The organism is Peribacillus sp. NPDC097198 (assembly GCF_044762055.1).
Classification (GTDB): domain Bacteria; phylum Bacillota; class Bacilli; order Bacillales; family DSM-1321; genus Peribacillus.
In genome coordinates, this window is record NZ_JBIWDO010000001.1 from 176,870 (window position 1) to 202,265 (window position 25,396).

The 25,396-nt window shown below is 41.5% G+C and carries 22 protein-coding genes and 2 riboswitches; of the genes, 10 read left to right on the forward strand and 12 right to left on the reverse strand.

Annotation, left to right across the window (positions count from 1 at the left end; translation table 11 throughout):
• The first annotated feature begins 58 nt into the window (after nucleotides 1-58).
• Both ACIQXQ_RS00935 and ACIQXQ_RS00940 read left to right on the forward strand, forming a co-directional pair.
• Nucleotides 59-1,021: a LacI family DNA-binding transcriptional regulator gene (locus ACIQXQ_RS00935; RefSeq protein WP_402954415.1), complete on the forward strand. Its 963-nt coding sequence runs from the start codon at nucleotides 59-61 to the stop codon at nucleotides 1,019-1,021.
• Between the two features lie 230 nt (nucleotides 1,022-1,251).
• Nucleotides 1,252-1,434, forward strand: a riboswitch (Lysine riboswitch).
• A 97-nt stretch (nucleotides 1,435-1,531) separates the two neighbouring features.
• A complete protein-coding gene (locus ACIQXQ_RS00940) occupies nucleotides 1,532-2,983 on the forward strand; it encodes an amino acid permease (protein WP_402870890.1) in 1,452 nt (483 codons plus the stop codon).
• 47 nt (nucleotides 2,984-3,030) lie between these two features.
• On the opposite strand, the gene ACIQXQ_RS00945 is transcribed toward ACIQXQ_RS00940, so the two are convergent.
• From ACIQXQ_RS00945 to ACIQXQ_RS00960, 4 genes are all read right to left on the reverse strand, one after another.
• Nucleotides 3,031-4,713, reverse strand: coding sequence for a glycoside hydrolase family 13 protein (locus tag ACIQXQ_RS00945; protein WP_402870888.1), 1,683 nt, complete (start codon nucleotides 4,711-4,713; stop codon nucleotides 3,031-3,033).
• A 187-nt stretch (nucleotides 4,714-4,900) separates the two neighbouring features.
• The gene (locus ACIQXQ_RS00950) at nucleotides 4,901-5,464 is read right to left on the reverse strand and encodes a YhcN/YlaJ family sporulation lipoprotein (RefSeq protein ID WP_402954418.1); all 564 of its coding nucleotides are present in this window, start codon (nucleotides 5,462-5,464) and stop codon (nucleotides 4,901-4,903) included.
• Between the two features lie 53 nt (nucleotides 5,465-5,517).
• Nucleotides 5,518-5,838 carry a quaternary ammonium compound efflux SMR transporter SugE gene (sugE, locus tag ACIQXQ_RS00955; RefSeq protein WP_402870883.1) on the reverse strand — a complete coding sequence of 107 codons (321 nt, stop codon included), beginning with the start codon at nucleotides 5,836-5,838 and terminating at the stop codon, nucleotides 5,518-5,520.
• 46 nt (nucleotides 5,839-5,884) lie between these two features.
• Nucleotides 5,885-5,985, reverse strand: a riboswitch (guanidine-I (ykkC/yxkD leader).
• A gap of 45 nt (nucleotides 5,986-6,030) precedes the next feature.
• Nucleotides 6,031-6,360: a DUF948 domain-containing protein gene (locus ACIQXQ_RS00960; protein ID WP_402870881.1), complete on the reverse strand. Its 330-nt coding sequence runs from the start codon at nucleotides 6,358-6,360 to the stop codon at nucleotides 6,031-6,033.
• A gap of 277 nt (nucleotides 6,361-6,637) precedes the next feature.
• Between ACIQXQ_RS00960 and ACIQXQ_RS00965 the strand changes: the two genes are divergently transcribed.
• The 4 genes from ACIQXQ_RS00965 to ACIQXQ_RS00980 all read left to right on the forward strand — a co-directional run bounded on the left by ACIQXQ_RS00965 (nucleotide 6,638) and on the right by ACIQXQ_RS00980 (nucleotide 9,904).
• Entirely contained in the window at nucleotides 6,638-7,174 is a 537-nt protein-coding gene (locus ACIQXQ_RS00965; protein WP_402870878.1) for a PadR family transcriptional regulator, read from the forward strand.
• Nucleotides 7,175-7,328: 154 nt separating this feature from the next.
• The gene (locus tag ACIQXQ_RS00970) at nucleotides 7,329-8,450 is read left to right on the forward strand and encodes an ABC transporter permease (protein ID WP_402870875.1); all 1,122 of its coding nucleotides are present in this window, start codon (nucleotides 7,329-7,331) and stop codon (nucleotides 8,448-8,450) included.
• A complete protein-coding gene (locus ACIQXQ_RS00975; protein ID WP_402870872.1) occupies nucleotides 8,450-9,130 on the forward strand; it encodes an ABC transporter ATP-binding protein in 681 nt (226 codons plus the stop codon). Before ACIQXQ_RS00970 ends, ACIQXQ_RS00975 begins: the two co-directional genes overlap by 1 nt.
• Before the next feature lie 153 nt (nucleotides 9,131-9,283).
• Entirely contained in the window at nucleotides 9,284-9,904 is a 621-nt protein-coding gene (locus tag ACIQXQ_RS00980) for an RraA family protein (RefSeq protein WP_402954421.1), read from the forward strand.
• Nucleotides 9,905-9,960: 56 nt separating this feature from the next.
• Here ACIQXQ_RS00980 and ltaS read toward each other — a convergent pair whose 3' ends face one another.
• The 5 genes from ltaS to ACIQXQ_RS01005 form a co-directional block, all read right to left on the reverse strand.
• Entirely contained in the window at nucleotides 9,961-11,931 is a 1,971-nt protein-coding gene (gene ltaS / locus ACIQXQ_RS00985; protein WP_402954424.1) for a lipoteichoic acid synthase, read from the reverse strand.
• Nucleotides 11,932-12,833: 902 nt separating this feature from the next.
• On the reverse strand, nucleotides 12,834-13,793 hold the full coding sequence (locus tag ACIQXQ_RS00990) for a siderophore ABC transporter substrate-binding protein (RefSeq protein ID WP_402955117.1): 960 nt from the start codon (nucleotides 13,791-13,793) through the stop codon (nucleotides 12,834-12,836).
• Nucleotides 13,794-13,995: 202 nt separating this feature from the next.
• Nucleotides 13,996-14,754, reverse strand: a complete 759-nt coding sequence (locus tag ACIQXQ_RS00995; protein ID WP_402870864.1) for an iron ABC transporter ATP-binding protein — start codon at nucleotides 14,752-14,754, stop codon at nucleotides 13,996-13,998.
• Nucleotides 14,748-15,695 (reverse strand): iron chelate uptake ABC transporter family permease subunit, encoded by a 948-nt coding sequence (locus ACIQXQ_RS01000; protein WP_402954427.1) that lies wholly within the window; start codon nucleotides 15,693-15,695, stop codon nucleotides 14,748-14,750. The genes ACIQXQ_RS00995 and ACIQXQ_RS01000 overlap by 7 nt, the downstream gene beginning before the upstream one ends.
• Entirely contained in the window at nucleotides 15,688-16,638 is a 951-nt protein-coding gene (locus ACIQXQ_RS01005) for an ABC transporter permease (RefSeq protein WP_402870859.1), read from the reverse strand. The genes ACIQXQ_RS01000 and ACIQXQ_RS01005 overlap by 8 nt, the downstream gene beginning before the upstream one ends.
• 357 nt (nucleotides 16,639-16,995) lie before the next feature.
• Here ACIQXQ_RS01005 and ACIQXQ_RS01010 point away from each other — a divergent pair, with 357 nt between their 5' ends.
• The 4 genes from ACIQXQ_RS01010 (at nucleotide 16,996) to ACIQXQ_RS01025 (ending at nucleotide 22,508) form a co-directional block, all read left to right on the forward strand.
• Nucleotides 16,996-17,265 carry a DUF1450 domain-containing protein gene (locus tag ACIQXQ_RS01010; protein ID WP_402954430.1) on the forward strand — a complete coding sequence of 90 codons (270 nt, stop codon included), beginning with the start codon at nucleotides 16,996-16,998 and terminating at the stop codon, nucleotides 17,263-17,265.
• 119 nt (nucleotides 17,266-17,384) lie between these two features.
• Entirely contained in the window at nucleotides 17,385-19,040 is a 1,656-nt protein-coding gene (locus ACIQXQ_RS01015; RefSeq protein WP_402954433.1) for a M14 family metallopeptidase, read from the forward strand.
• A gap of 122 nt (nucleotides 19,041-19,162) precedes the next feature.
• The gene (gene shc, locus ACIQXQ_RS01020; RefSeq protein ID WP_402954436.1) at nucleotides 19,163-21,058 is read left to right on the forward strand and encodes a squalene--hopene cyclase; all 1,896 of its coding nucleotides are present in this window, start codon (nucleotides 19,163-19,165) and stop codon (nucleotides 21,056-21,058) included.
• Nucleotides 21,059-21,431: 373 nt separating this feature from the next.
• Complete coding sequence (locus tag ACIQXQ_RS01025; protein ID WP_402954439.1) at nucleotides 21,432-22,508, forward strand: tetratricopeptide repeat-containing glycosyltransferase family 2 protein; 1,077 nt, start codon at nucleotides 21,432-21,434, stop codon at nucleotides 22,506-22,508.
• A gap of 91 nt (nucleotides 22,509-22,599) precedes the next feature.
• Here the strand turns inward: ACIQXQ_RS01025 and ACIQXQ_RS01030 are convergent, their stop codons facing one another.
• The 3 genes from ACIQXQ_RS01030 to ACIQXQ_RS01040 all read right to left on the reverse strand — a co-directional run bounded on the left by ACIQXQ_RS01030 (nucleotide 22,600) and on the right by ACIQXQ_RS01040 (nucleotide 25,263).
• Entirely contained in the window at nucleotides 22,600-23,151 is a 552-nt protein-coding gene (locus tag ACIQXQ_RS01030; RefSeq protein WP_402954441.1) for a PepSY domain-containing protein, read from the reverse strand.
• Between the two features lie 64 nt (nucleotides 23,152-23,215).
• Complete coding sequence (locus tag ACIQXQ_RS01035) at nucleotides 23,216-24,571, reverse strand: sensor histidine kinase (RefSeq protein ID WP_402954444.1); 1,356 nt, start codon at nucleotides 24,569-24,571, stop codon at nucleotides 23,216-23,218.
• Nucleotides 24,568-25,263, reverse strand: a complete 696-nt coding sequence (locus tag ACIQXQ_RS01040; protein WP_402954447.1) for a response regulator transcription factor — start codon at nucleotides 25,261-25,263, stop codon at nucleotides 24,568-24,570. Before ACIQXQ_RS01040 ends, ACIQXQ_RS01035 begins: the two co-directional genes overlap by 4 nt.
• Nucleotides 25,264-25,396 lie beyond the last annotated feature (133 nt).

The window sequence follows — 25,396 nt, forward strand, 5'->3', positions numbered from 1 at the left end:
TCTTGCTCTGAAATGGGTTTCATAGGGTAGACTGTAAAAAACGAAAAATGGTGATCTAATGACGAACATAAAAAAAATCGCTGAATATGCAGGTGTATCGATTACGACCGTATCTCGCGTGATGAATAACCATCCTTATGTAAGTGAGGAAAAGAGAAAGAGTGTACTAAAGGCCATCGAGCAATTGAACTATACGAGAAATATCAACGCCATCCATCTTACGAAAGGCAAGACTCATCTGATTGGCGTCATCATTCCATACACCAATCACCCCTATTACGGAGCAATCATCCAGGGAATTAATAAACAAGCAAATGTCCTTGGTTACCATATTGTCATCTTCCAAACACAATATGAAAGAGAGAAAGAAATCCAAGCACTGAAAATGTTACAAATGAAGCAACTCGATGGCATCATCGTCTGTTCTAGAATCTCAGAAATGAAAGTGCTCTTGGAGTATCATGTCTACGGTCCGATTATCTTATGTGAAGATACATCGCAGTCAGAATTTTCTTCGATCAGCATCGACCATTATGCCGCCTTTTCCTCAGCCCTCGACTACTTGGTAAACAAGGGATATAAGAAAATAGGCTACAGCCTTGGGCGAAAAAAGAGCAGGAATAGTTCACTTCGGATAAAGGCGTTTGAAGATAGCATGAAAAAACATCATTTTATAAGTAAAGAGGAATGGCTGTTTGAAGGCAGTTACTATATCAAAGACGGAGAAAGGGCCTTTCAAGAATGGGTCGCCATGCAGGATAAGCCAGAGGCCATCATTATAACGAACGATGATACGGCAGCTGGCTTCATCATTTCCGCTCAAAAAGCGGGAGTTAAGATACCTGAAGACGTCGCCATCCTTGGTTTCAATAACGATAGTATTAGCGAAATGCTGGACATCTCGACTATATCCCTACCCTTGGATTCGATTGGGAGAATGGCTGTTGACCTTTTTGAGGATCCTGCCACGATCAAACATGTAAAGCTAGGTTTCAGCCTTATAACGCGAAAAAGTGTATAATAATCAGAATTATTTGTTTTTATTATTCACCTATATTATCTATTTGAACACTAAATGGTTTGATTCATGTCTAATTAGGGAAAAAGATACTTGAAAAATAAACATTGCGCTCTCTAGAGGAATATTTTATAATTTTAATATAGCAAATTTCATTCAGTGACTCACAAACTGTATGTCACCATTTAAAATTCGCGTTATTAACAGTACGAATTGAATACTTCCTCATTTACCGATGAGTTAGAGGCTGCGGCTTATAAAAGTAACACGGACGAGATTCAGGAAAGTTGACGACTCCGTTTGAAAGGATAAGTTGCCGAAGTGTAGAAATATTCCTTGTATTTCTAGGCTGGCGATGTTTTCGAACAGGAACATCACTGTCACGTTTTCATAAAACGTGGGGAGCTATCTTCGGAAGGATTAAACGGGTATCTATATACAGCCGTCGATCTTTTTCGACTGCTGTTTTTTTTATATTCCGTCCCCTTCCCATAAAAAGGAGTGTAACATCAATTGAAAAATCAACAACAAAATTCAAATCCTACTGAACTGAAAAGGAGTCTGAAAGCTAGGCACCTTATGATGATATCTCTAGGTGGAACAATCGGCACCGGACTATTTTTAGCGAGTGGTGGTGCCATTCATACGGCTGGCCCCGGTGGTGCATTAGTTGCTTATGCGGTAATTGGCGCCATGGTTTTTTATTTAATGACAAGCCTTGCCGAGATGGCTGCTTATATGCCAGTTGCCGGTTCGTTCCGCGTTTATGCATCCAAATTCGTCGATCCCTCTTTCGGTTTTGCGATTGGGTGGAATTATTGGTATAACTGGGCCATCACGATAGCAGCTGAATTGGCGGCCGTTGTCCTGATCATGAAATTTTGGTTCCCGGATACTCCATCATTCATTTGGAGTGCCGTTGCATTACTCATCATGTTCTTAATTAACTATATGTCCGTTAAGGGCTTTGGCGAAGCCGAATATTGGTTTGCAATGATTAAAATCGTGACCGTCATTATCTTCTTAATTACTGGTTTTTTAATCATTTTTGGCATCATGGGCGGAAATGATCCGATTGGTTTTTCTAATTTCACCATGGGTGATGGGCCATTTAATGGAGGCTTCTTTACCATTCTAGGAGTCTTCATGGCAGCTGGCTTCTCCTTCCAAGGAACGGAATTGCTTGGAGTAACCGCTGGAGAAAGTGAAGATCCTGAGAAAAACATCCCTAGGGCGATCAAATCCGTTTTTTGGCGCATTATCTTATTCTATATCCTAGCAATCTTTGTCATAGGAATGATCATTCCTTTCACGGATGCACGTTTACTAAGTGAAGATGTTGCCGTCAGTCCATTTACGCTTGTTTTTGAACGCGCAGGCCTTGCCTTTGCCGCTGCTGTCATGAACGCAGTCATTTTAACATCCGTACTTTCAGCTGGTAACTCTGGCATGTATGCCTCAACCCGTATGCTATGGGATTTAGCACGTGACGGAAAAGCACCGAAGTTCCTTGGCAAGCTTGATAAAAGAGGCGTACCTGTAAATGCTCTTATCGTGACTTCTTTAGTCGGATGTCTTGCTTTCTTGGCTTCCTTCTTCGGGGATGGAGTCGTGTATATTTGGTTACTGAACGCTTCCGGCATGGCTGGTTTCGTCACATGGGTCGGGATTGCCCTTGCCCACTATCGATTCCGAAAAGCTTATATCGCTCAAGGTCTGGATTTAAATGACCTCCCATACCGTTCAAGAACCTTTCCGTTCGGTCCGGTTTTTGCGCTTGTCCTTTGCCTCTTCATCATCCTTGGACAAGGCTATCAAGCTTTCAGCACAGACGGAATTGATTGGAACTCCATGTTTGTTTCCTACATTGGTCTTCTTTTGTTCTTCGTTCTCTGGCTCGGATATAAAATTAAACATAAATCCAAAATCATTCCCCTTGAGGAATGTGATCTAAAAGTGAAATAAAAAAAAGGACCTGAATCTCTCTTCAACAGAGAAGTTCAGGTCTTTTCTTATTTCAAAAGGTAGACACGGCATTCATATGGACGCAACGGTTCACTGGAGACCGTGTCGCTTTCCTCCTGCTCATAATTGCCGATCAACAGGGTAGCCTTTAATGAATGTAACGCCGTCGGTATCGTCAAAGTCGCTTCTTGTCCCTTAAAGTTGCATAGCACAAGCACCTTTTCCTCACCTAGCGTCCTCGTATAGGCAAAAATCTGTTCATCATCCGGACAAAGTAAATCAAAACGACCATATACGATAATGTCATGTTGTTTACGTAATTGAATGAGCTTTTTATAAAAATGAAAAATGGATTGATGATCATTATAGGCCTTCTCTGCATTGATTTCCGGGTAGTTGGCATTCACGCCGATCCATGGAGTTCCTGTCGTGAATCCCGCATTCCGTCCATCATTCCACTGCATGGGTGTTCGCGCATTATCTCGACTACGTGCATGAATGGCAGCCATCATCTTTTCTTTTGACCATCCATACGTATTCACTAATTCTTCATAGGAATTCATCGTTTCTATGTCACGATACTCTTCTATGCTTTCAAAAGCGATATTGGTCATTCCCAGCTCTTCCCCCTGGTAGATATAGGGTGTCCCCTTTAACATATGAAGACAAGCAGCAAGCATCTTCGCACTTTCCACCCGATACTCCCCATCATCTCCGAATCTTGATACAACTCTTGGCTGGTCATGGTTATTCCAGTACAAACTGTTCCAACCTACCTCTTCCAACCCATATTGCCATTTTGAGAGAATCCCTTTTAAATCGCTCAGATCCCATTTTTCATTATTCCATTTTCCTTCCGGTCCTCCCCCTATATCCATATGTTCAAATTGGAAGACCATATGTAATTCCCCACGATCCTCCCCTGTGTAGAGTACCGCGTCATCTGGTGAAACACCGGGCATTTCTCCAACTGTCATCACATCATAATCAGAAAGGACGCGTTGATTGACTTCCTGCAAGAACTCATGAATTCTGGGTCCATTCAGGAAATAGGGACTTCCATCGCCGTGCTGTTTTCCATCCAAAATGTTTCCATCCATGTATCGCTGGTCCTTCGATAGAAAGTTAATGACATCCATCCGGAATCCATCAACCCCTTTATCCAGCCACCACTTCATCATGCTATAGATTTCCTCACGAAGTTGAGGGTTCTCCCAATTCAAATCGGGCTGCTTTTGGCTAAATAAGTGTAGATAATATTCATCCGTTCCCTCATCATATTTCCATGCTGAACCTTTGAAGACAGACTCCCAATTATTCGGTTCCTTTCCATCCTTACCAGGTCTCCAAATATAGTAATCTCGCTTCGGGTCATCCACGGAGGAACGAGAAGCCAGGAACCATGGGTGTTCATCTGACGTATGATTCACTACGAGATCCATCATGATTTTCATTCCCCGTTCATGGACCGCACTTAAAAGCCGATTAAAATCATCCATCGTCCCGAATTCCGTCATGATTGACTGATAATCACTAATATCATACCCGTTATCATCATTCGGTGATTTGTATACGGGAGAAAGCCAAATTACATCCACACCAAGCTCCTGTAAGTAATCAAGCTTGAGTAAGATTCCTTTCAAGTCACCTATTCCATCTCCATTGCTATCCATAAAACTACGAGGGTACACTTGATAAACAACCGACTCTTTCCACCACGTCTTTTCCATACCTACCACTCCCTCCATAACCTTTACATAATTATACAATAATCTTTCTATTATAAAGAGTGAAACTTCAAAATATTACCAATAACATATTTTCTACACCTAAAAAAAGGCTCACCCGCTTTATCTTCAAGCTCTTCAGCTGAAAATCAATCGGACAAGCCTTGATCATGAATGGATATATGCTAGTTTAACTAGGGAAAACCCTGTGTACAAGATTCTGAAACTCATCTGTAAACCCTTCAACCGGTTTTCCACTTTTAACATCTTTCACGTATTGATCCATCCTCTTTACAAAATCGGGGTTGGTCGATACATGAACATCATTGATGGAAGTATCACTGTTTCTTACAGCACCTTCAATTTTGTTTTTCACTTCCGTGGTAAGGGAGTCTTCCCCTTTTCTGAGTACGGCACCCACATATGCATCATTATCGATCACGATAACTCTTGCTCTTTTTACTTGCTTCAATTCCTCGATTCGGTCAGCAATATTCTCAGTTACCCTCATCTGATTGTTACCTTGACCAGCGTTGTTGTTGTTGTCGTTATTATTATTATTATTATTATTAGTTTTAGTATCCGTTCTATCGTTCACCGTCGTAGGATTATAACCAGTTTGACTCAAATCTCTATCCTGATTGGTCCGATTCAGCCCAAGGTTTTCGTTTGCTCCTTCATTTTCATTCGCGGAACATCCTGTAATGAATAAAGCCACCATTGCGGTTGTCACTAACGCTTTGTATTTTTTCATTTTTTTCCCTCCTCACATATGGTTTCCCTTACTATTTGCAAGGAGGGAAGGAATTATTCAGAAGAAGTGATTTTCAACCCAAGAATCCCTACGACAATACAACCAACGAAGACCAGGCGTATGGCATCCCTCGGTTCGTTAAACGCAATGATGCCCACCAATACGGCGCCGACTGCTCCAATTCCCGTCCATATCGCATACGCCGTTCCCATCGGTAGCGTCTTTATTGCTGAGGACAGAAAATAAAAACTAATAATCATGCCTACAATCGTGATGACAGAAGGAAATAATTTCGTGAAGCCTTCCGTATATTTCAAACTTGTAGCCCAAACCACTTCAAATAACCCAGCAATAACGAGTTGAATCCAAGCCATCTTATTTTCCTCCAATACAGAATAAGCCCGGGAGGTCACGAACATAACCTCCCGGGCTTTTATCCCTCCGTGTACGCAGAGTTTTTCTCTGCGCGTCTCTCTCGGTCCAGTCCGGCCTTGGACCGCGGAACCCTAGAAACATTTCAATTACCTGTACTATATCATTTCGATTTAATGGGGGTCAAACGTTTCTTACCCATTTCTTCTGCTCGTCATTGTCCTTTTTTCGCCTTTAATAGTATGCCAGATATTCTTAAATGGTTGTGGTGTTTGTTTCGCGGCATCCACCGTATACTGAACCGCTTCTTTTTTATATTGAACATCTTCTGTGATTTCCTGCTGTGTCTCCGCAAGATGATCCGTCTCCGACTTAATCTGATCTGTTTTCGCCTGCATGCGCGCAACAGTTTCATTTACATTATCAATGGTTGGTTTAGAATCCTTAAATGTCTTAAAAGCAAAAAATGCTAAATAAATAATCGAACCAATAAAGAGGGCCAGACTAATATATACAATGATCACGTATCGTTTCCTCCTTCTTCTTCTCTTCTTTCCACTACTATACCCATTATACCCGCTAGAAAACAGTACACATGTAATTTCTCATAAGCCTGGGTTTAACAAAGCGAAGCAGAAACACCGAATGATGCAATCCCCGGTAGACCCGCTTCGTCCATTGGTCTCTTTTCAGAAAAGACTATGGGCTTCGCTTCATCCGTTTATCAAGCCAACTCTTGCTATAGATTTGATGTAAAACATGCTACTATAAGAGTAGATACCATCGGAAAGGGGCCCCATTATGGATACGCGATCACTTATTTTACTTGGATTACTTATGGCCCAGAGTCAACATGGCTACCAAATTAATGAATTCATAGAAAGAAACTTAAGTACCATTACAGATATGAAGAAGCCAACCGCTTATGCAACATTAGATAAATTAAGTAAACAAGGCTACATTGAGGTACACACTGAGCAAGAAGGCAACAGACCACCTCGTAAAGTGTATTCCATTAATGAAAAGGGAAAACAATATTTCTACGAGCTGCTCATTCAAAACCTCTCCTCTGCGGAAAGTGTAAAGTTCAGCGGGGATATCGGCCTGATGTTCATTGATCACCTCCCCTTGGAAAATGTCATTCCAGCTCTTGAAAACAAGCTCACAGAGAATGCGAAACTGATTACCGTGTTAAAAAAGACTCCCGTACACGGTTCAGGACATGGCGTCGATTTTGCCGTAGCTCATAAGATTGCCATGCTTGAAGCAGAAACGGAATTCATCAAAAACACCGTACTCACACTTAAGGATCAGCTGAAAGAACTGAAAAGTACATGATAGTCTAAACCCTTGCCAAGTAGCGTGCACTTCCTACTCGGTGGGGTTTTTTGTTTGCATGGAATTTCTATTTGACTATTAATACAGACGGTACTATACTTTAGGAGTAATAGTCATAACTGACTAATCACTATAAAACTAAAGAGGTGTTACGATGTATCTTGCACTAAAGGAACTCAAGCACGGAAAATTCCGATTCATGATGATAGGTATCATCCTAGTGCTCATATCTTGGCTAGTCTTCATCCTTTCAGGACTTGGCAATGGACTTTCTACATTAAGTGCCGCATCCTTCAAGAATATGGATGCCGATTATGTAGTCTTTGAAGAAGGATCCCGAAACTCGATGACACGGTCCATGTTTAGTGGAGATCTTGCAGATGAACTAAAGGAATTCCCGGAAGTCAAAGCTGTATCTCCCATGGGACATTCAATGGCAACTGTTTTAAAAGGGGATACTGACGCAACGGAGGAAAAAACGGATATCGCCTTGCTTGCGATAGAACCCGGTAGCTTCCTGGAGCCTGAAATCATCGAAGGACATGCTCTATCTAAAGATCGTCCCAAAGATGTTGTCGTAAATGATTCATTCAAGGAAGAAGGCTTTAAGCTTGGCGATACCTTGGAATTGGAAGGAACGACAGAGAAAGTTACGATTGTTGGATTTACAGAAAATCAAACATACAACCATGTGACATCCGTCTTTACAACACTTGATAAGTGGCGGAGCATTCACTATGCGGCTCCTGGTTCCGATAATGGAGTCAATGAACCTGTTAACGCCATTATGCTTCAAGGCAAAGATATTGACGTTGATTCCATAAATAAAGAATTCAAGGGTTATGATATCGTTACTAAATCCCAAGCGGTTCAAGGTATGCCAGGTTACGTGGAAGAAAATGGGACAATCGTTATGATGCTTGTCTTCCTTCTTGCGATTTCAGCTTTCGTCCTAGGTGTATTCTTCTATGTACTAACGCTACAAAAATCCAACCAATTTGGCATCATGAAAGCGATTGGAGCAAGCAATGGGTTCCTTGGTAAAGCGATTGTTTCCCAAGTGTTCCTATTATCACTTATCAGTATAATCGTAGGTATCCTCTTAACATATGGTACGGCACTTATCTTACCAGCAGGCATGCCATTTGAACTGGATACGAAGTTAGTGATTATCTACAGCATAATTTTACTTATCATATCCGTTGTAAGTTCATGGATTTCAGTTCGTAAAATCACGAAAATCGATCCATTGCAAGCTATTGGGAGGGCAGAATAATGACTGGATTACAACTTGAACATGTATCGAAATTTTACGAAGAGGGTGGCCATAAGATAGCGGCCCTTCAAGATGTTTCTTTATCCGTCGAACAAGGGGAATTTGTGGCCGTCATTGGCCCATCCGGTTCTGGTAAAAGTACCTTCCTTTCCATAGCAGGAGCCCTCCTTCAAGCTTCTGCAGGTGCAGTCAGCCTGAATGGTAAGGATCTAGGTGGCCTCAATGCGAAAGAATTGGCCAATGTCCGTTTGAACGATATCGGTTTTATCTTACAAACATCGAACCTCATACCGTATTTGACGGTACTTGACCAATTACTTGTCGTGAAAAAAATGGCAGGCAAGATCACAAAGCAAGATAAAGCATTTGCTAAAAGTCTACTCACTGACTTAGGTCTAGGAAGTAAAATGAGTAAGTTTCCAAACGAGTTATCAGGCGGAGAGCGCCAACGGACAGCCATCGCCAGAGCCTTCATGAACCAACCCAATATCATACTTGCAGATGAACCAACTGCAAGCCTTGATTCCAAACGAGGACATGAAGTCGTCCAACTTATCGCCAAAGAAGTTAAGTCACGGAAGAAAGCAGCCATCATGGTAACCCATGATGAACGCATGCTACAATATTGCGATAAAGTGTATAAGATGGAAGACGGTCAATTATCACTCGTCTCCAACTGATATATAAAGCCCATCCTTGTATAAGGATGGGCTTTACTAATGGAATAATGTGAGCAGGTCGACTAGCGAAATCTTCTCAGACCTACAGTTATCAGAAAATTAAAATAACATGTATAATGAAGGTGTCTTTTTAAAATGAGGAGGATGAAGAATATGGATCATTTAATTCAACAATTCAAAGAGATTCCTACCACGGCCATTTCAGATGCAATGGAGGGCATGAACAACGTAGATTCAGGCATTAAGCCCTTAAAGGAAGGGTATAGGTTTGCCGGCCGGGCATATACGGTTCAATTACCCGTTGGTGATAACTCAGCCGTGTTAAAAGCAATCGGCGAGGCACGTCCAGGGGATATATTGGTGGTCGACAGTAAAGGAGATACATACCGGGCCATTGCTGGTGACTTCGTCATTGGCCTGATGAAGACGATGCAAATTGGGGCACTCGTGGTTGATGGAGTGATACGTGATCTCGGTGCTATTAAGGAACTTGATTTTCCTGTATTCAGCAAAGGCACCACCGTTGCCTCAAGTGGAAAATATGGAGTGGGAGAGACCAATTTGCCCATTTCCTGTGGTGGAGTCACCGTAAACCCCGGGGACTTGGTTATTGGGGACATGGATGGAGTAGTCGTCGTCCCTCAGTCAAAAGGTGAGGAAATTTTAAAAAAGGCAAAAGATAAACTACTTAAAGATGAACAGCGTGCCGAAAAATACGCCGGAAATCCCGAAGAAATCAAAAAGTACATTGCCATGATGACTTCAAAGTCTTAACGTACCTAAAAAAAAGCAGGGTGAGAAGCATTTGCTTCCCACCCTGCTTTCTTTCATTATTTCTTATCCGAATCAACCTGGTTCGATTCATCTTCTTTGTACGTATAATCGTAATCTGCTGGGTCGATTGGTTCAAAGCCCTTCGGTGAATAGAAACGAAGCAAGTCACCGTTCACGACTTTGTCGGATAAATTGAGCATGGTCTCCACTCTCGATTTAGAGTTGAGGATGTCTTCATTTTCCTCGACCAATTCCCCAGTTTTCGAGTCATAGTATTTTCCTTTGATAGAAGTAACTTCTGGCGATACGAAGTCTCCATTACGGAAAGGTACAATTTCATTATGATCTTTTGACAATAGATCTGAACCGAATTGTACATAATCATTGGATTCTATTCCGAGTAAATGAAGCATGGTTGGAAGAAGATCGATTTGACCTCCGTATTGGTGCATTTCCCCACCTTCAACACCTGGAACGTGAATTAATAATGGTACACGTTGTAGCTGAGCATTTTCAAACGTGCCCACTTCTTTATCAAGCACTTTTGACATCGCATCTGTATGATTTTCCGAGATACCGTAATGATCACCATACATGATGATGACAGAGTTATCATACAAACCTGATTCCTTCAGATAATCGAAGAATTCTTTAAGGGCTTCGTCAGCATAGCGAGCTGTCTGGAAATAACTATCAACCGATGCATCCCCTGTTGTATGTTTTTCGATTGTTGTTTTCTCTTGGTCCATGGCATAAGGGAAATGATGGGATACAGTTATGAACTTTGTATAGAAAGGCTGTTGAAGCGTTTCTAACATAGGAATCGATTCTTTAAAGAAAGGCTTATCCATTAATCCATAACTCAATACTTCATCTTTGTTGTCCATATTGTAATGTGCGGCATCAAAGAAATTATCGAATCCAAGTGACTTATACATCTTATCCCGGTTCCAGAAGGATTTATAGTTACCATGGAACACGGCGGAAGTGTATCCATTTTGTCCTAGGATAGCCGGTGCTGCTTGATACGTATTTTGCGATTGAGTAGTGAATGCTGCTCCCTGTGGTAAACCGAACAATGAGTTCTCAAGCATGAATTCAGCATCCGCTGTCTTTCCTTGACCAACCTGATGGAAGAAGTTATCAAAATACATGAAGTCCGACTCATTATGTGCAAGTGAATTTAGGAAAGGAGTAACCTCTTCTCCATTCAACTTATAGTCGATCAAGAAATTCTGCATTGATTCCAAATGCAAGTAAATAACGTTTTTGCCTTTTGCTTTACCGAAGTATTCCGGATTCGGCTCTGCACTTGTCGCTTTTGTATAGTTGACGACTTCTGCAATATCCGTGCTGTTGGCCGTTGCACGCTGAGCGTACGTTTTAGTGTTTTGAACGGCATCGTATACAGTATAGTTGAACATGCCAAGATACTTAACAATGTAGTTCCGATCAAATGTTCTTGATAATAATTGGGGGCGGTCTTTTTCAGCCAGTCCCAAATTGATAGCGAAAATCACAAGTCCAGTAAGGTAGACCAATGCTATTGTACGACGTTTAACTTTAACGTTTTCCAATTTAACGTCTTTGAATTTATATAGAACCATTAAAAGAACCGTATCTAGGAAATAAAATACGTCATAAGATTTAAATAATGCTAAAACACTCGGTCCCAAATCTCCGGCATTTTGCACTTGCGTCAAGGTTGGCAGTGTAATGAAGTCCGTAAAGGAACGGTAATACACAATATTAAAGAATAACCATAAGGACATCAATAGATTTAACCTGATAACCCATTTGAACGACTTTTTACCTCTCACCAATAATGCCAAGCCGAAAATCAAGATAGCTGAGCTAACTGGGTTAATGAAAAGTAAGAATTGTTGTAATCCATTCTCTAGGCCTAAATTGAATTCCATTCGATAACCAATGTAGGTCTTTATCCAAAACAAGACTATAGCTACAACAAAAAAGCCTAGTATGTTATTTACAAATAAATGCTGGCCTTTTTTCAAGAAATTTTTCATGCTTTCACCTCTATTAAACTAGTGGTATATAGTAAACTTTTACTTTCTTACAGAAGACGGAAATTCGCAAACCTTATGATAGCACTCTTTTGCTTCTATAGTCAAGAATGCACAAAACTTTCAAATGTCACGTGTTTTTTCTCGTCTGTCATTATTCCCCATCCAAAAAAGTTTCAATACCTATACCTTTAAATATATAGGAAGCTCCTATTACATTCCAATAAATATAACCCATGTTTCCTGGCAACGACGAATGATATTTCCATCCCGATATCAAATCTCCTAAGCCTTTACCATTATAAACGACTCCTTACGAAAAGACCACAACTTTACAAAATATGTAAACGGCATTTCGAAAATTATTGGAAAATTCATCGTTTTTATTTTGTCATCCCTTTACTATAATTCCTTTTTTTCTTGTCCGATCATTCGACATCTTGAAACCAACTGTAGTTTTCGCCCAATGAAGATCCAAAACCCTTTCTCCTCCCCCCACTTCGTAACGGTTTGAGATGGCTCATACGATTATGAGCGGGCTAATGTTATCCACAAGATATCGTCTTCTATCGACACCATTCTCCTTCTTTCCTGGTTCTCCAATTTCCCTTAAGACATTCCTTAATATATACGGATTGTCCTCGAAAATGATTCATTCTCCATAAAAAAATAATTTTGTAACCTGCATGAGATTTTTTTCATTTCGATTTATTGTAAGATACACACCATCTTACTCGTTTTCATGAGCACTCCGTGAGGAGCATTATAATAGGAAGAAAAATAATTTTACGCACTCTGTTTCGTTGATTTCTTAAAGGTATGTTTCCACCTCTGCGATTGTGTTAGCCAATAAAAAAATGCCTGTTCTCACATAAAGTGGGAACAGGCATTTCGGGATTCATGAATTACTTAAGGCCTTCAGAGATTTCATTAACCATTTCATTAACGGATTCTAATCCGCCACCTGATAAGTACCAGTAGTTAGGGTCAAGATAAACGATGTGGCCATCTTTATAAGCGTTTGTGTTCTTCACAATGTCATTTTCAACAGTTTCTTTCGCAGCAGCACCATCACCCACTACAGCATCTCTATCGATAACGAAAAGGTAGTCCGGGTTTTTTTCAGCAATATATTCGAAAGAAATGCTTTGACCGTGTGTTGATACTTCTAATTTATCGTCTACAGCAGGAACGCCGAATACATCATGGATGATACCGAATCTTGAGTTAAGACCGTATGCACTTACTTTTCCACCATTAGCAAGAACGATTAAACCTTTTTTATCAGCAGGAACTTTTTCCTTCAAAGCATCAATATTTTCTTCAACGCTTGCAAGTTCTTTAGCTGCTTGGTCTTCTTTACCAAAGATCTTACCTAGAAGTGTAACGTTTTCTTCAAATGATTCCATATATTTTGTAGTATCCACACCAACGAATACAGTTGGGGCGATTTCACTTAATTCTTCATATGCTTCTGATTGACGACCTGAGATCAGAATCAGGTCAGGAGCCATTTCGTTGATCTTTTCAAAGTCAGGTTCTTTCAAGCCACCTACATTTTCAGTGCTTTCCTTGTAGTCAGAAAGGTATTTAGGAAGGCCATCTTGAGGAACACCAGCTACCTCTACGTCTAATTTATCCAGAGTATCAAGGGCACCCATATCGAATACAACAACTTTTTCAGGGTTCGTTTTAACTTTTGTTTCGCCTAATTGGTGTTTAACGGTGAATTCTTCACTTTTAGCTGTTTCACTTGATGTTGTATCTTTTTTTGTACTTGATTCTTCTTTTTCATCATTCGATCCACAAGCTGCAGCTACGACTGCCAACATTGCCAATAAAAGCAATAAAGATAATTTTTTCATCATTAGATAGTCACCTCGAAAGTTATTTTATATTTGAAATCACCTTTGAAACCATTAGCCTTCTGTAACCATATCTTCTATAACCCCTTTCAGCCAGCCATATCTTGGGCGCCTGCCTACTGAAACAGTTTGAAAAATAGAGATTAAAGTATGTTCAAGCTTTGAATCCTAGGTGATTTTAAATCCATATGAACGGATTAACTCAAGTAAAGTACACACAAATCTTATTATCATTGATGTTTTGGATTTCAATGTCCATATCATATATTTCCTTTAAGACATTGGAGTTGATGACCTGTTCGGTCGGTCCATTATGGACAACCTTTCCATCCTTCAGTGCAACGATGTAATCGGAGTAACAAGAAGCAAAATTAATATCATGGATGACGATGATGACCGTTTTTCCCAATTCATCGGTCAGTCTTCTTAAAACCTTCATGATTTGAACGGAATGCTTCATGTCCAAGTTGTTCAATGGTTCGTCAAGAAGCACATATTCTGTGTTTTGAGCAATGACCATGGCAATGAATGCCCGTTGTTGCTGTCCACCACTAAGCTGGTCTAGAAACTTGTCCTGCATATCGGCAAGTTCCATATATTCAATCGCTTCATCGACATATACCCAATCCTCTTTCGTCAGTTTCCCTTGTGAATAAGGAAAACGGCCAAAAGCGACGAGTTCACGAATGGTTAAACGAATGTTAATGTGGTTGGCCTGCTTTAGAATGGCAATCTTCTTCGCAAGCTCGTTACTTTTGAAATTGTTCATATCTTTTCCATCAATCAGGACGTCCCCTGAATCTTTGGCAATGAGCCGGCTTATCATGGAGAGGACCGTACTTTTTCCTGCACCATTGGGTCCAATGAAAGAAGTGATCTTTCCTTTTTGGATTTTCAAGGAGACATCCTCGACGACCGTTTTATTATTGTATCGTTTGAATAATTTTTTAACTTCTACCATGATTTATTCTCCTTTAATAGAAGATAGATGAAATATACACCGCCGATAAAGTTGATGATGACACTTAATGTAGTCGAGAAGGTAAAGATTCTCTCAACAATGAACTGGCCCCCGACCAAGGCGATGACACTGATCAGCATCGCACCCGGAAGGATGATTTTATGCTGATAGGAATTGATGAATTGATACGCGACATTGGCAACCAGCAAACCAAGGAATGTAATGGGACCGATCAGGGCCGTTGAAATCGAGATGAGAATCGTGACAACGATCAATACTCGTTTGGTGACGTAATCATAATCCACACCCAAATTGACGGCCTGATCCCGCCCAAGGGACATGACATCTAAATATTTCATGAATCTAAAGAAGTAAGCGATAGCCGCGATCATGAGTACAATAGCCAAGATTAAAAGATCTGTATTGACATTATTGAAACTCGCGAACATTTTGTTCTGTATGATTTGGAACTCATTCGGGTCAATCAACACCTGCATGAAGGATGACATACTACCGAATAATGTTCCAAAGATGATTCCAATCAGCAGTAGGAAATAAATGTTCCGGTTCTGCTTGAACATGAATTTGAAAAGCAAACTGGCAAAGATGAGCATGATGGCCAACGTTACCAGGAAGTTAAGGTTTTTATTCGTGATCAAGATATGCGTCGAGCCAAGCAAGAAAATGACCGCTGTTTGGATGAGCATATACATGGAATCTAATCCCAAGATGCTTGGTGTCAGTATTTTATTATTAGTGACCGTCTGGAATATCACTGTAGCGAAGGCAATCGCACACCCCACTACGATGATGGCGATAATTTTCCAGACCCGCCTCGGAAGGGAATAATCCCAATTCGGGCCAAGGTCCCAAAAGATGTAAAAGGCTGTTAAAACGGCGGCAAGAACCGCCAATATTATGATCTTATTCTTATTATTCATATGCCTTTCTCCTCATTATCAAATAGATAAATATGGCGCTTCCTATTACTCCCACCACAAGGCCAATCGGAATCTCGAATGGATAAATGATGATCCGGCCCAAAATATCGCAGATTAATAGGAAAACAGCCCCTAGCAATGCTGTATGAGAAAGACTCTTCTTCAAGTTATCACCAAGGTAAAGGGAAACAATATTAGGTACGATCAACCCGATGAAAGGAATTGTTCCTACCGTTAATAAAACGAGCGTGGAGGCAAGCGCCACGATAACCAATCCAAGGTTGACCACAAATTTGTAATTGAGGCCCAGATTGATGGCAAACTCTTCCCCCATCCCTGCCACCGTGAATTTATTGGCAAAGATATATGCGACGATGACTAACGGGATACTAGCATATATCAATTCATACCTACCCGACATGATCATCGAGAAATCCCCATTCATCCAAGTGTTGAGGCTTTGGATTAAATCATACTTATAAGCAAAGAAAGTTGAAATGGATCCAACGATATTACCAAACATCAATCCCACTAATGGTATGAAAATAGTATCCTTATATTTTACTTTGTCCAGTATTTTCATGAATAGAAAAGTACCAGCCAAGGCGAAGATGAAGGCAAATGCCATTTTCTCGATAAGGGCTGCCGATGGGAAGATAATCAGAGCAAGAAGAAGACCTAGTCTTGCTGAATCCATCGTACCGGCAGTTGTAGGTGATACAAATTTGTTCCTGCTCAATTGCTGCATGATAAGACCACTGATGCTCATGACGACACCAGCTATAATAATGGTTACCATTCTAGGAAAACGGCTTTGCAACATAATTTGGACTTTATCATCACTTAAGTCCAATAAATCCAAGGGCGTAATATCCTTAACACCTATAAATAGAGAAGTAAAGGATAAAACGATTAACATAAGAACTAAATATCTAATCTTCATCTACGTTTCCTACTCTTCCTATCTCAGTAAATATACAGTGATATATGATTGATTTGAAACTATGTATTAATGCTTGAATGAAAATTCATTTCAAATGAACGATAGAATGATGTTTGTCACTTAAATATGATAATGAGATTCATTATCATTATTCCCTTTTCATTCTACCATGTCTCCGCTATGTGTCAACTTAATAAATCTAATTACTTGGGTATAATGGAATTGTCTGGATGACTCTTTACCGAGAATTCCTTTCATCCTTTAGGATAGTTCGTCCAGCTCTACCTATGCACCCCCCTTCCTACATGATAAAATGGAAATAACATCTATTTACTCTTCAACGAAAGTAGCGATATGATGAAAACCTTTCTAACTAAACTTTTCACAAAAAAAGAACATGTCAAAATAGAATTTTGCCAAAATAATCTTGATCGTTTCCTCAATGAACAAACTTCGGAGGCCTATGGAAAATTCTTAAAGAATCCCCGGATTCAGTATAAAGAATATGAATGTTTAAGTGAATGTGCGCTTTGCAAGAAATCTCCTTACGCCAAGGTTAATGGAGAATTGGTTATTGGGGCCGACCCAGACGACCTTTTAAGCCAGTTACAAAACACATTAAAATAATATATGGGCATAAACACTTAGGTTCTATTAATCATTTTTACCATATTGTTAGCTTTGACTACTTTTCTCGTGCACATTATGTTAATTTATGGTAAATGACTTTTCCAGGAGGACTATCTGTGAAAAAAATCGTACCTACCTTAGTTTCCGTCATCTCTCTTAGCCTTGCCACTGGATTGCCGAGCCATAGCAACGTCGCTCAAGCAGAAGAATTCACTCCTTACTATGGGAGTGGGCCAAGTTACATTCAACCTGATAATCTCTCCTACCTCTTCCCTGTACCTGACACTTCATTCAAGACGCCTGCCTTTCAACAAGATCGACTTGCTTTTACCAGTCAAGAAGAAATGAACACATTCATCGAAGGTCTCACCCATAAAAATAAGCATATTCAAATGAAGAGCATTGGTCAATCCACAGAAGGTCGCGATATTCCCATGCTTCTTTTCAGTAAGGACTCAAAAAAACTGCAAAAGAATTCAAAGAAACCATTGATCTGGATTCAGGGACAAATTCATGGCAATGAACCCGCTGCCGGGGAATCCACCTTAGTCATTGCCCAATGGTTAGCAGAAGGGAAGCTTGGCAATGTCCTCGATAAAGTGAATATCGCCATCGTCCCACGCGTGAATCCGGATGGATCCTATTACTTTAAACGTACGACGGCCACTAACTTGGATGCCAATCGGGACTATTTAAAAGTGGAGCATCCTGAAGTCCAGACAATCCACCGGGCAATAAATGCTTACGAACCAGAGGTCATTCTTGACGTACATGAGTACACGGTCAACCCTGCCCCGCTTAAAAAAGTCGGCAAGAACGGCGCAATCGCTTCATATGATTTGCTCATCTCTTCAGCAAAGAATCTAAACATCCCGCAGCAGCTGCGAAAAGCATCCGATGAATTGCTTTTGCCGAAGGTTTTTAAGACATTGGAAAAAGAAAAGCTATCCTATAAGGACTACTATACTCTCGCTACCTCTGAAGATGGGGTGCTGACGGCCACCGAAGGAAGCACGGAGGCACGGATTGGACGTAACGCTTTAGGCTTGAAGAATACGATGTCTTATTTAATAGAAACTCGCGGAATCAATATTGGTCGGACGGATTTCACGCGACGTGTGCATGCACAAGCTACAGCACAGGCTGCCTTCATAAAAGCAACGGCTGATCAGGCAACCAAAGTGAAAAAAGTGGTTCGCCAATCAGAAAGTGAAGTCGTCAAAAAAGGCGCAAAAGCAAATGACAATGATAAGGTTGTCATAAAAAGTGAAAATAAACGAATCAAGAACCAAAAACTAACGGTCATCGATCTGGAAAAAGCCAAAAAGGTGGATACGTCCATCGATTGGTTTGATTCGACCGACGCTTACCCTACACTGGTCAGAAATCGTCCAACGGCTTATATCCTCCCTGCCGAGTACAAAGAGGTAGCAAAAAAACTGGAGCGATTGGGTGTTCAAGTGAATACACTTAAAAAGTCCATCACTATACCGGTTGAAAGCTACAAAGTAACAGATTTGAAAGTTTCCGACGAACTGGAAAATGGACATGCAACGAAAGAAGTGACGACCTCCGTCCATACGAAGAAACAAAGCTTCCCAAAAGGTAGCTATGTATTCAATATGTCCCAGCCTGATGCCAACTTCATTGCCCTAACCCTTGAGCCCGAAGGCATCGACAGTTACGTGACCTTCAATTTCATCCCTGCGGCCAAAGGCGATGAACTTCCGATTTACCGTTACATGAAACAACCACCCTTACCGGTAAAATAGACTGAGAACCCGAAACGAAAACACGCCTGAGCATTAGTGCTCAGGCGTGTTTTCGTTTCTTTTGGAATGGAACAGGGGTGGGTGAATATATTTAAAAGGATGACTAGAAAGGGGGAAAGTCTTTGAGCGAGCATGTATATACGGAAATCAACCGCCTTGTTAACCGGTTAAAGCAAGATCAGTCTTCGGATGGATCGTGGAATTATCCGTTTGACACCGGGATTACGGCGGATGCCTATATGATTATCTTACTGAAAATACTGCAAATAGAGGACGAACCGCTTATAGAGGCATTGGTGAACAGGATTGAAAGCAGACAGACGGAAAATGGTTCGTGGAAACTCTTCCATGATGAAAAAGACGGAAACCTATCCGTTACCATCGAGGCTTACTATGGGCTTCTCTATAGTGGCCTCCGGAAAAAACAAGATCCCCATATCAAAAAGGCGAAGCAATTCATCCTTGCCCATGGCGGAATCAAAAAAGCCAAAATGTTAACGAAAATGATGCTTACCGTCACCGGCCAATACAAATGGCCACTCATCTTCCCGTTGCCTCTTGAAGTTATATTATTGCCGCCCGTCTCTCCCGTTAATATGTATGACCTCTCCGTATTCGGACGGGTCAACATGATTCCGCTACTTCTTCTAGGTCATAAAAAATTCCAGATCAAATCTCCCATCACTCCTAATCTAAAAGATTTATATCACACCCGGGAGGAACGATCAAAGGAACACGTATGGGAAGAATATCGAACTGATGAGTACCGGTCCTTCTTCTCTACCGTGCAGAATGCCGTTAAGTCCTTGATTGGATTTCCCGATTACCTTCATTCGCTAGCCCTTGAAACAACAAAGCGCTTTATGATTGACCGCCTTGAGCCTGATGGAACGCTCTATAATTATTTTGGCTCCACCTTCTTCATGATTTTTGCCTTGCTATCAGTCGGCTATTCAAAAGATGACCCCGTCATCCTGAAAGCTGTTGACGGCTTGAAGGGCATGGCCTGTTCAATCGATGGCCATACCCATATCCAGTTCACTACGCCTCATGTATGGAACACCTCATTGATTAGCTATGCTTTACAGGAAGCTGGCGTATCTTCAAAAGACCAAACGGTGAAGGCTGCTAATCAATATTTGCTTAGCCGTCAGCATCATATCTTTGGCGATTGGCGGATCCATAACCCAAAAGCTGTTCCTGGCGGTTGGGGATTTTCCGATTTGAATACCATGAACCCCGATGTCGATGATACGAGTGCCTCGTTGCGCGCATTGGCATATGAATTAAAGCACAATCCAACGAATCAGGACAGCTGGCAACGCGGAGTTGCTTTCATGATTTCCATGCAAAATGATGATGGGGGATTCCCTTCATTCGAACGGAATAATGATCATCAATGGCTCCACCTTGTTCCTTTCGAAGGATCGAAATACCTGTTAACGGACCCCTCCACCCCCGATCTAACAGGGAGGGCACTCGAATTCTTAGGTAACTATACAAATATGAAGAAACCTGAAAAAGTCAGCAAAAAAGCCGTCAATTGGCTATTGGATAATCAAGAACCGGATGGATCATGGTATGGACGCTGGGGAATTTGCTATCTTTATGGGACTTGGTCTGCTTTGACAGGACTAAAGGCGGCCGGACACTCTTCAGACCATCCTGCCATAAAGCAATCTGTGGGCTGGTTGAAGAAAATCCAAAATAAAGATGGTGGTTGGGGGGAGTCTTGCTATAGCGATATAAAAGAAAAATATGTTCCACTCGGTACCAGTACTCTGACCCATACGGCCTGGGCAGTGGACGCCCTGATATCCACTTCAGAAGAGCCAACACCTGAAATCAAGAAGGGAATAACCTATCTCATTCGTGAAGGGTCAAAAGAGTGCTGGGCCAATGAGTATCCAGCAGGCCAAGCAATGGCCAACTTTTTGTATATTCATTATCACAGTTATCGTTATATTTATCCCTTATTAACATTAAGTCACTACAAAAATAAGTTCATGAATGATTAAAGACCGGTTATCCACCATTCAATTAAGGAATGGTGTTAGGATGTGGATGAATTGTGGAAAACAATCCTGGATACCGGTTCAGTTATCCACATTCCTTGGTTATCCACACCAAATGACGTCGGAATTTTTTTAAAACAGTACACTTATCCACAAATTTCAATATCTGTATCACATTTCAAGAATCTATAGGCCGAAAATTGTGCACATCCCCTTCTAATATGAGCTCAACCTGTACGTTTTGTGGATAGATTGGGGATGACTCTTTCATTGGATACCTTTCAAAGGTTATAAATGGGGAAACCCATGCCCTTTTACCTTACCGCGTAACACCCATACGAGTAGTCATTAATATGCTGGTAGCGGAGGTGAAAAAATGGCTATCTCGATTAGTCTTTGCATGATAGTAAAGAATGAAGAAGACACGCTTGCTGCCTGTCTTACTTCCGTAGGTGAAGTGGCAGATGAAATAATCATCATCGATACAGGGTCTGCAGACCAGACGAAACAAATCGCTACCACTTTCACAGATCATGTGTATGATTTTGAATGGATTGATGATTTTGCCGCAGCGAGGAATTTTGCTTTTTCGAAAGCGACAAAGGACTATATTCTATGGCTCGACGCAGATGACATTTTAACAATGGAAAATAAGCAAAAGTTATTAACGCTCAAAGAAACGCTTCCTAGTTATGTTGACTCCGTCATGATGTTCTATCATCTCTCATTTGATGAGCATGGCAATCCTAGCTTCAGCTCGCGTCGGAACCGGCTCATAAAACGAGAAAAGAACTTCCGGTGGATTGGATTCGTTCATGAATACCTCGATGTGAAGGGGAATATTTTTCAATCGGATATTGCGATTGTTCATAAAAAGGAAAAGGTCCATAGCGACCGGAATTTGAAGATCTATGAAAAAGCACTCGAAGCAGGCCACCCTTTCACACCACGTGACAAATATTATTTTGCAAATGAGTGCAAGGACCACGGCCACTACGAAAGAGCCATAGAATGGTATCAAAAGTTCCTGGATGAGGGCAAGGGCTGGAGCGAGGATAATATTCAAGCATGTGGAAAGATTTCCGATTGCCTTCTCCAGACCAAAGATTGGCTTCCAGCCATCCAAAGTTGCTTAAAATCGTTTGAATACGATACCCCAAGAGGAGAAAACTGCTGCCGGCTCGGCTCTATTTATCTGCAGCAAAATGATTATGAACGCGCCATATTCTGGTACAATTTAGCGACACAAGTTGCCATTCCCGAAAATAAAAGCCCCTTCATTGACCGAAGTTGCTATACATGGCTGCCTCATATCCAGCTCTGCTTGTGCTATGACCGTCTTGGAAAGTACGGTGAAGCTAACAAGCATAATGAGTTAGCATCTGAATTCGTGCCTAATCACCCTGCCGTGCTCTATAATCGGAAATACTTCCAAGACATGAACGAGACATGAAAACACCCCCGTTTATCTTAAACGGGGGTGAACCTATATCAGTCATTAAGCTAATAGGTGCTTCTTCTTGTTGAAAGGCAGCCCGGTCTTTTTAATCGTCCAAATCCACTTTTAACACTTTGCCTGTATTCGCGTCAACTTCTAGATCGTATTCCTTCTGGTCTTGCTTGATTTCCAATTCATAAACAAGGATGCCATTTTCCATATCCGCTTCTAGATCCGTTATTTGACCCTCCACCTGCTTCAGGGCGATCTTTTCAGCTTCTTCCATGCTGATTTTTGCCGTTTTCAAAGCTTCCTGGATCAATGCGTCCTCATCCTGATCATCGTCCATCTCTTGAGATAGGACCGTCCCCTCTTTCGCATCGACTTCCACATCCTGATAACCTTCTTCCGTTTTAACGGTCATGTCATACGTGATCGGATATTCGTCCCACTCTTTTTCGACTTGGACAACCTCGCCACCAAGTTCTCCAGATATCATGTTGATAGCATCCTTTTCAGATAACGTTCCCTGGTTGACCGCATACACTGCCGTTCCGGCAACACCACCGAATAGTAAAACCGCTGCCCCTGATATCGTTATGATCGCTTTTTTCCTTTTGTTGATGTTTTCTTTTATTTTGCCCCATGTCTTTTTCATGAATGAATTCCTCCTTTAAGTTGTACCTTAAGGATAACCATTCTCTATGAGGCCACCATGAATGCTAGATTAGAATTTGATGAGAAAGACTAATCGTGACGGTTGTACCCGTTCCCTTTTCACTTTGAATCTCCAATCTTCCTCCAAGAGACTCAACTAGGGAGCGAGCAATCGATAGACCGAGCCCATTCCCCCCCGTTTTCCTTGCCCGTGAGGAATCTACCCGGTAAAACCGCTCGAACACGTGCGGCAGATGCTCTTCAGAAATGCCTACACCCTGATCCTGTACCTCTATCAACAGTCTTCCGTCCTTCACATGAATGGAAATGTGAATCGCTGAATCACTATATTTCATCGCATTGTCCAATAAGATTATAAGAATCTGTTCGAGCTTACTTGAAACCGTCTCCGTATGGATGGAAGAAAGCTCTGAACTGACAGTCACTTCCCGTTCCGTAGTCCGTCTGAACGTTTGGGCAATTTGCTCACAAAATGAAATCAGTTCGATCTCTTCCTTCATATCGGAAGACGGTTCCGTTTGGGAAGCGGCCTTCAGTAGATGTCCCGTCAGCTGCTTCATCCGGAGCGCTTCATGATGAATCGCCTCAACTCCCTCTTCTAGAATCGCCTCATCCTTCATGCCCCAACGTTTTAATAAGGAAGCGTAGCTTTCTATCACGGTTATCGGCGTTTTCAGTTCATGCGAGGCATCCGAAAGAAATTGCTGTTGCTGATTAAAGTTCCGTTCAAGTCTTCCAATCATCCTGTTAAACGCAACCCCCATTACCTGAAGTTCATCCTTTGATTTCTCCGGCAATGGGATCTCTTTGAATTCTCCGCTTTCCTCAATATCCAACATGGTCCGGCTCATGATGGAAATCGGTTTTAGGATAAGGTTTGCCAACCACTTCCCGGCGATAACCGATAAGAGAATGACAAATAAGGATGAACCAACGAGCACAAGCGCCAGCATGGATAACTGTTCAAGGAGGGCATCCTGTATTTGGGTGACCTCTATCATCCCCGACGGAGCGCCTTCCTCCGGATAGGGCGATCGGTAAGTCAATACGTATTCACCATCCACTTTTGCGAAGTTATACCCCTTATCGTCAAATGATTTCACCGCTAGCTCCTCAAGTCCATCTTCATCAACAAAGCGATTTACCAAGGAACCGTTCGAATTGAAAATCCGCACCATCCCATCGTCCGGCGTATAGGGCTCAATCGCCTTTGAATCTCCGGAAAAGAGAGCTCCCACCTTTACGTTTTCTTCTAGTAGCTTTGCCTGATTTTCGAGTATATCCTGTTCCCGCTCGATAGAAATCCAAAGAAAAGCAACGAGGACGAAGACACTTAACAAGACCAGCATGATGGTCAAAAACAAACTCGAGTACCATTGGATTTTTGTCCGGATCTTCATAGCGGCTCCTTCAGGCTATACCCCACACCGCGATAAGTATGAATGAGAGGCACATCATAAGGATAGTCGATTTTTTTACGCAAATACCGGATATACACATCCACCACATTCGTATCTCCAGAAAAATCATATCCCCATACATGGGAGATGATCTGATCTCGTGACAGAACCTGATTTTTATTTTGCAAAAGATAGACCAGCAAATCAAATTCACGGGAAGTCAGCTCAATCCGCTTACCGGCACGTAGGATATCTCTTGTGCCCAGTTCCAATTGTAAATCGTGAATCGTTAGACTATCCTCTTTTACATCTTTAATGCCGCCGCCAGTTTGGCTCCTAAAGCACGCACGGATCCTGGCCAGCAATTCCTCTATTTCAAAAGGCTTGGTTACATAATCATTCGCTCCATGATCAAGCCCATTCACCTTATCCGGTACCGCATCCCTTGCCGTCAGAAGGATGACCGGCGTATGAACATTCTTTTTCCTGAATCGTCTTAATACTTCGATCCCATTTAACTCAGGGAGCATCACATCCAGTAAAATCAAATCCCAGTCTTGCGCTTCCGCCCTCTCGAGTCCTGTTTTTCCGGTAAAAGCCGATTCGGTTTGATACCCTTCATGGTTGAGCTCCAACGTCAGCACCCTTGCGATTTTCTCTTCATCTTCTATGATCAAAATTCGTTTATCCATCATTCAACACCGCCTAAATCTTAGTGTACTGAAGAAATATGAAAATATCATGAGAAATGGACGATTCCCATTGAAAAGATTAAAAAGAAAACAGCCATCTTTCTAGAAGAGGGCTGCTTTCATATTGAAACAA

What these genes read in the sequence shown, in the direction of transcription:
- ACIQXQ_RS00950 (WP_402954418.1), bottom strand. Translation starts at nt 5,464, where the DNA reads ATGAAAAAATACAAAGCGTTAGTGACAACCGCAATGGTGGCTTTATTC.
- ACIQXQ_RS00965 (WP_402870878.1), top strand. Translation starts at nt 6,638, where the DNA reads ATGGATACGCGATCACTTATTTTACTTGGATTACTTATGGCCCAGAGT.
- ACIQXQ_RS00980 (WP_402954421.1), top strand. Translation starts at nt 9,284, where the DNA reads ATGGATCATTTAATTCAACAATTCAAAGAGATTCCTACCACGGCCATT.
- ACIQXQ_RS00935 (WP_402954415.1), top strand. Translation starts at nt 59, where the DNA reads ATGACGAACATAAAAAAAATCGCTGAATATGCAGGTGTATCGATTACG.
- ACIQXQ_RS00975 (WP_402870872.1), top strand. Translation starts at nt 8,450, where the DNA reads ATGACTGGATTACAACTTGAACATGTATCGAAATTTTACGAAGAGGGT.
- ACIQXQ_RS01040 (WP_402954447.1), bottom strand. Translation starts at nt 25,263, where the DNA reads ATGGATAAACGAATTTTGATCATAGAAGATGAAGAGAAAATCGCAAGG.
- ACIQXQ_RS01010 (WP_402954430.1), top strand. Translation starts at nt 16,996, where the DNA reads ATGAAAACCTTTCTAACTAAACTTTTCACAAAAAAAGAACATGTCAAA.
- sugE (WP_402870883.1), bottom strand. Translation starts at nt 5,838, where the DNA reads ATGGCTTGGATTCAACTCGTTATTGCTGGGTTATTTGAAGTGGTTTGG.
- ACIQXQ_RS01030 (WP_402954441.1), bottom strand. Translation starts at nt 23,151, where the DNA reads ATGAAAAAGACATGGGGCAAAATAAAAGAAAACATCAACAAAAGGAAA.
- ACIQXQ_RS00945 (WP_402870888.1), bottom strand. Translation starts at nt 4,713, where the DNA reads ATGGAAAAGACGTGGTGGAAAGAGTCGGTTGTTTATCAAGTGTACCCT.
- ACIQXQ_RS00990 (WP_402955117.1), bottom strand. Translation starts at nt 13,793, where the DNA reads ATGAAAAAATTATCTTTATTGCTTTTATTGGCAATGTTGGCAGTCGTA.
- ACIQXQ_RS00970 (WP_402870875.1), top strand. Translation starts at nt 7,329, where the DNA reads ATGTATCTTGCACTAAAGGAACTCAAGCACGGAAAATTCCGATTCATG.
- ltaS (WP_402954424.1), bottom strand. Translation starts at nt 11,931, where the DNA reads ATGAAAAATTTCTTGAAAAAAGGCCAGCATTTATTTGTAAATAACATA.
- ACIQXQ_RS00995 (WP_402870864.1), bottom strand. Translation starts at nt 14,754, where the DNA reads ATGGTAGAAGTTAAAAAATTATTCAAACGATACAATAATAAAACGGTC.
- ACIQXQ_RS01025 (WP_402954439.1), top strand. Translation starts at nt 21,432, where the DNA reads ATGGCTATCTCGATTAGTCTTTGCATGATAGTAAAGAATGAAGAAGAC.
- ACIQXQ_RS01005 (WP_402870859.1), bottom strand. Translation starts at nt 16,638, where the DNA reads ATGAAGATTAGATATTTAGTTCTTATGTTAATCGTTTTATCCTTTACT.
- ACIQXQ_RS01035 (WP_402954444.1), bottom strand. Translation starts at nt 24,571, where the DNA reads ATGAAGATCCGGACAAAAATCCAATGGTACTCGAGTTTGTTTTTGACC.
- ACIQXQ_RS01000 (WP_402954427.1), bottom strand. Translation starts at nt 15,695, where the DNA reads ATGAATAATAAGAATAAGATCATAATATTGGCGGTTCTTGCCGCCGTT.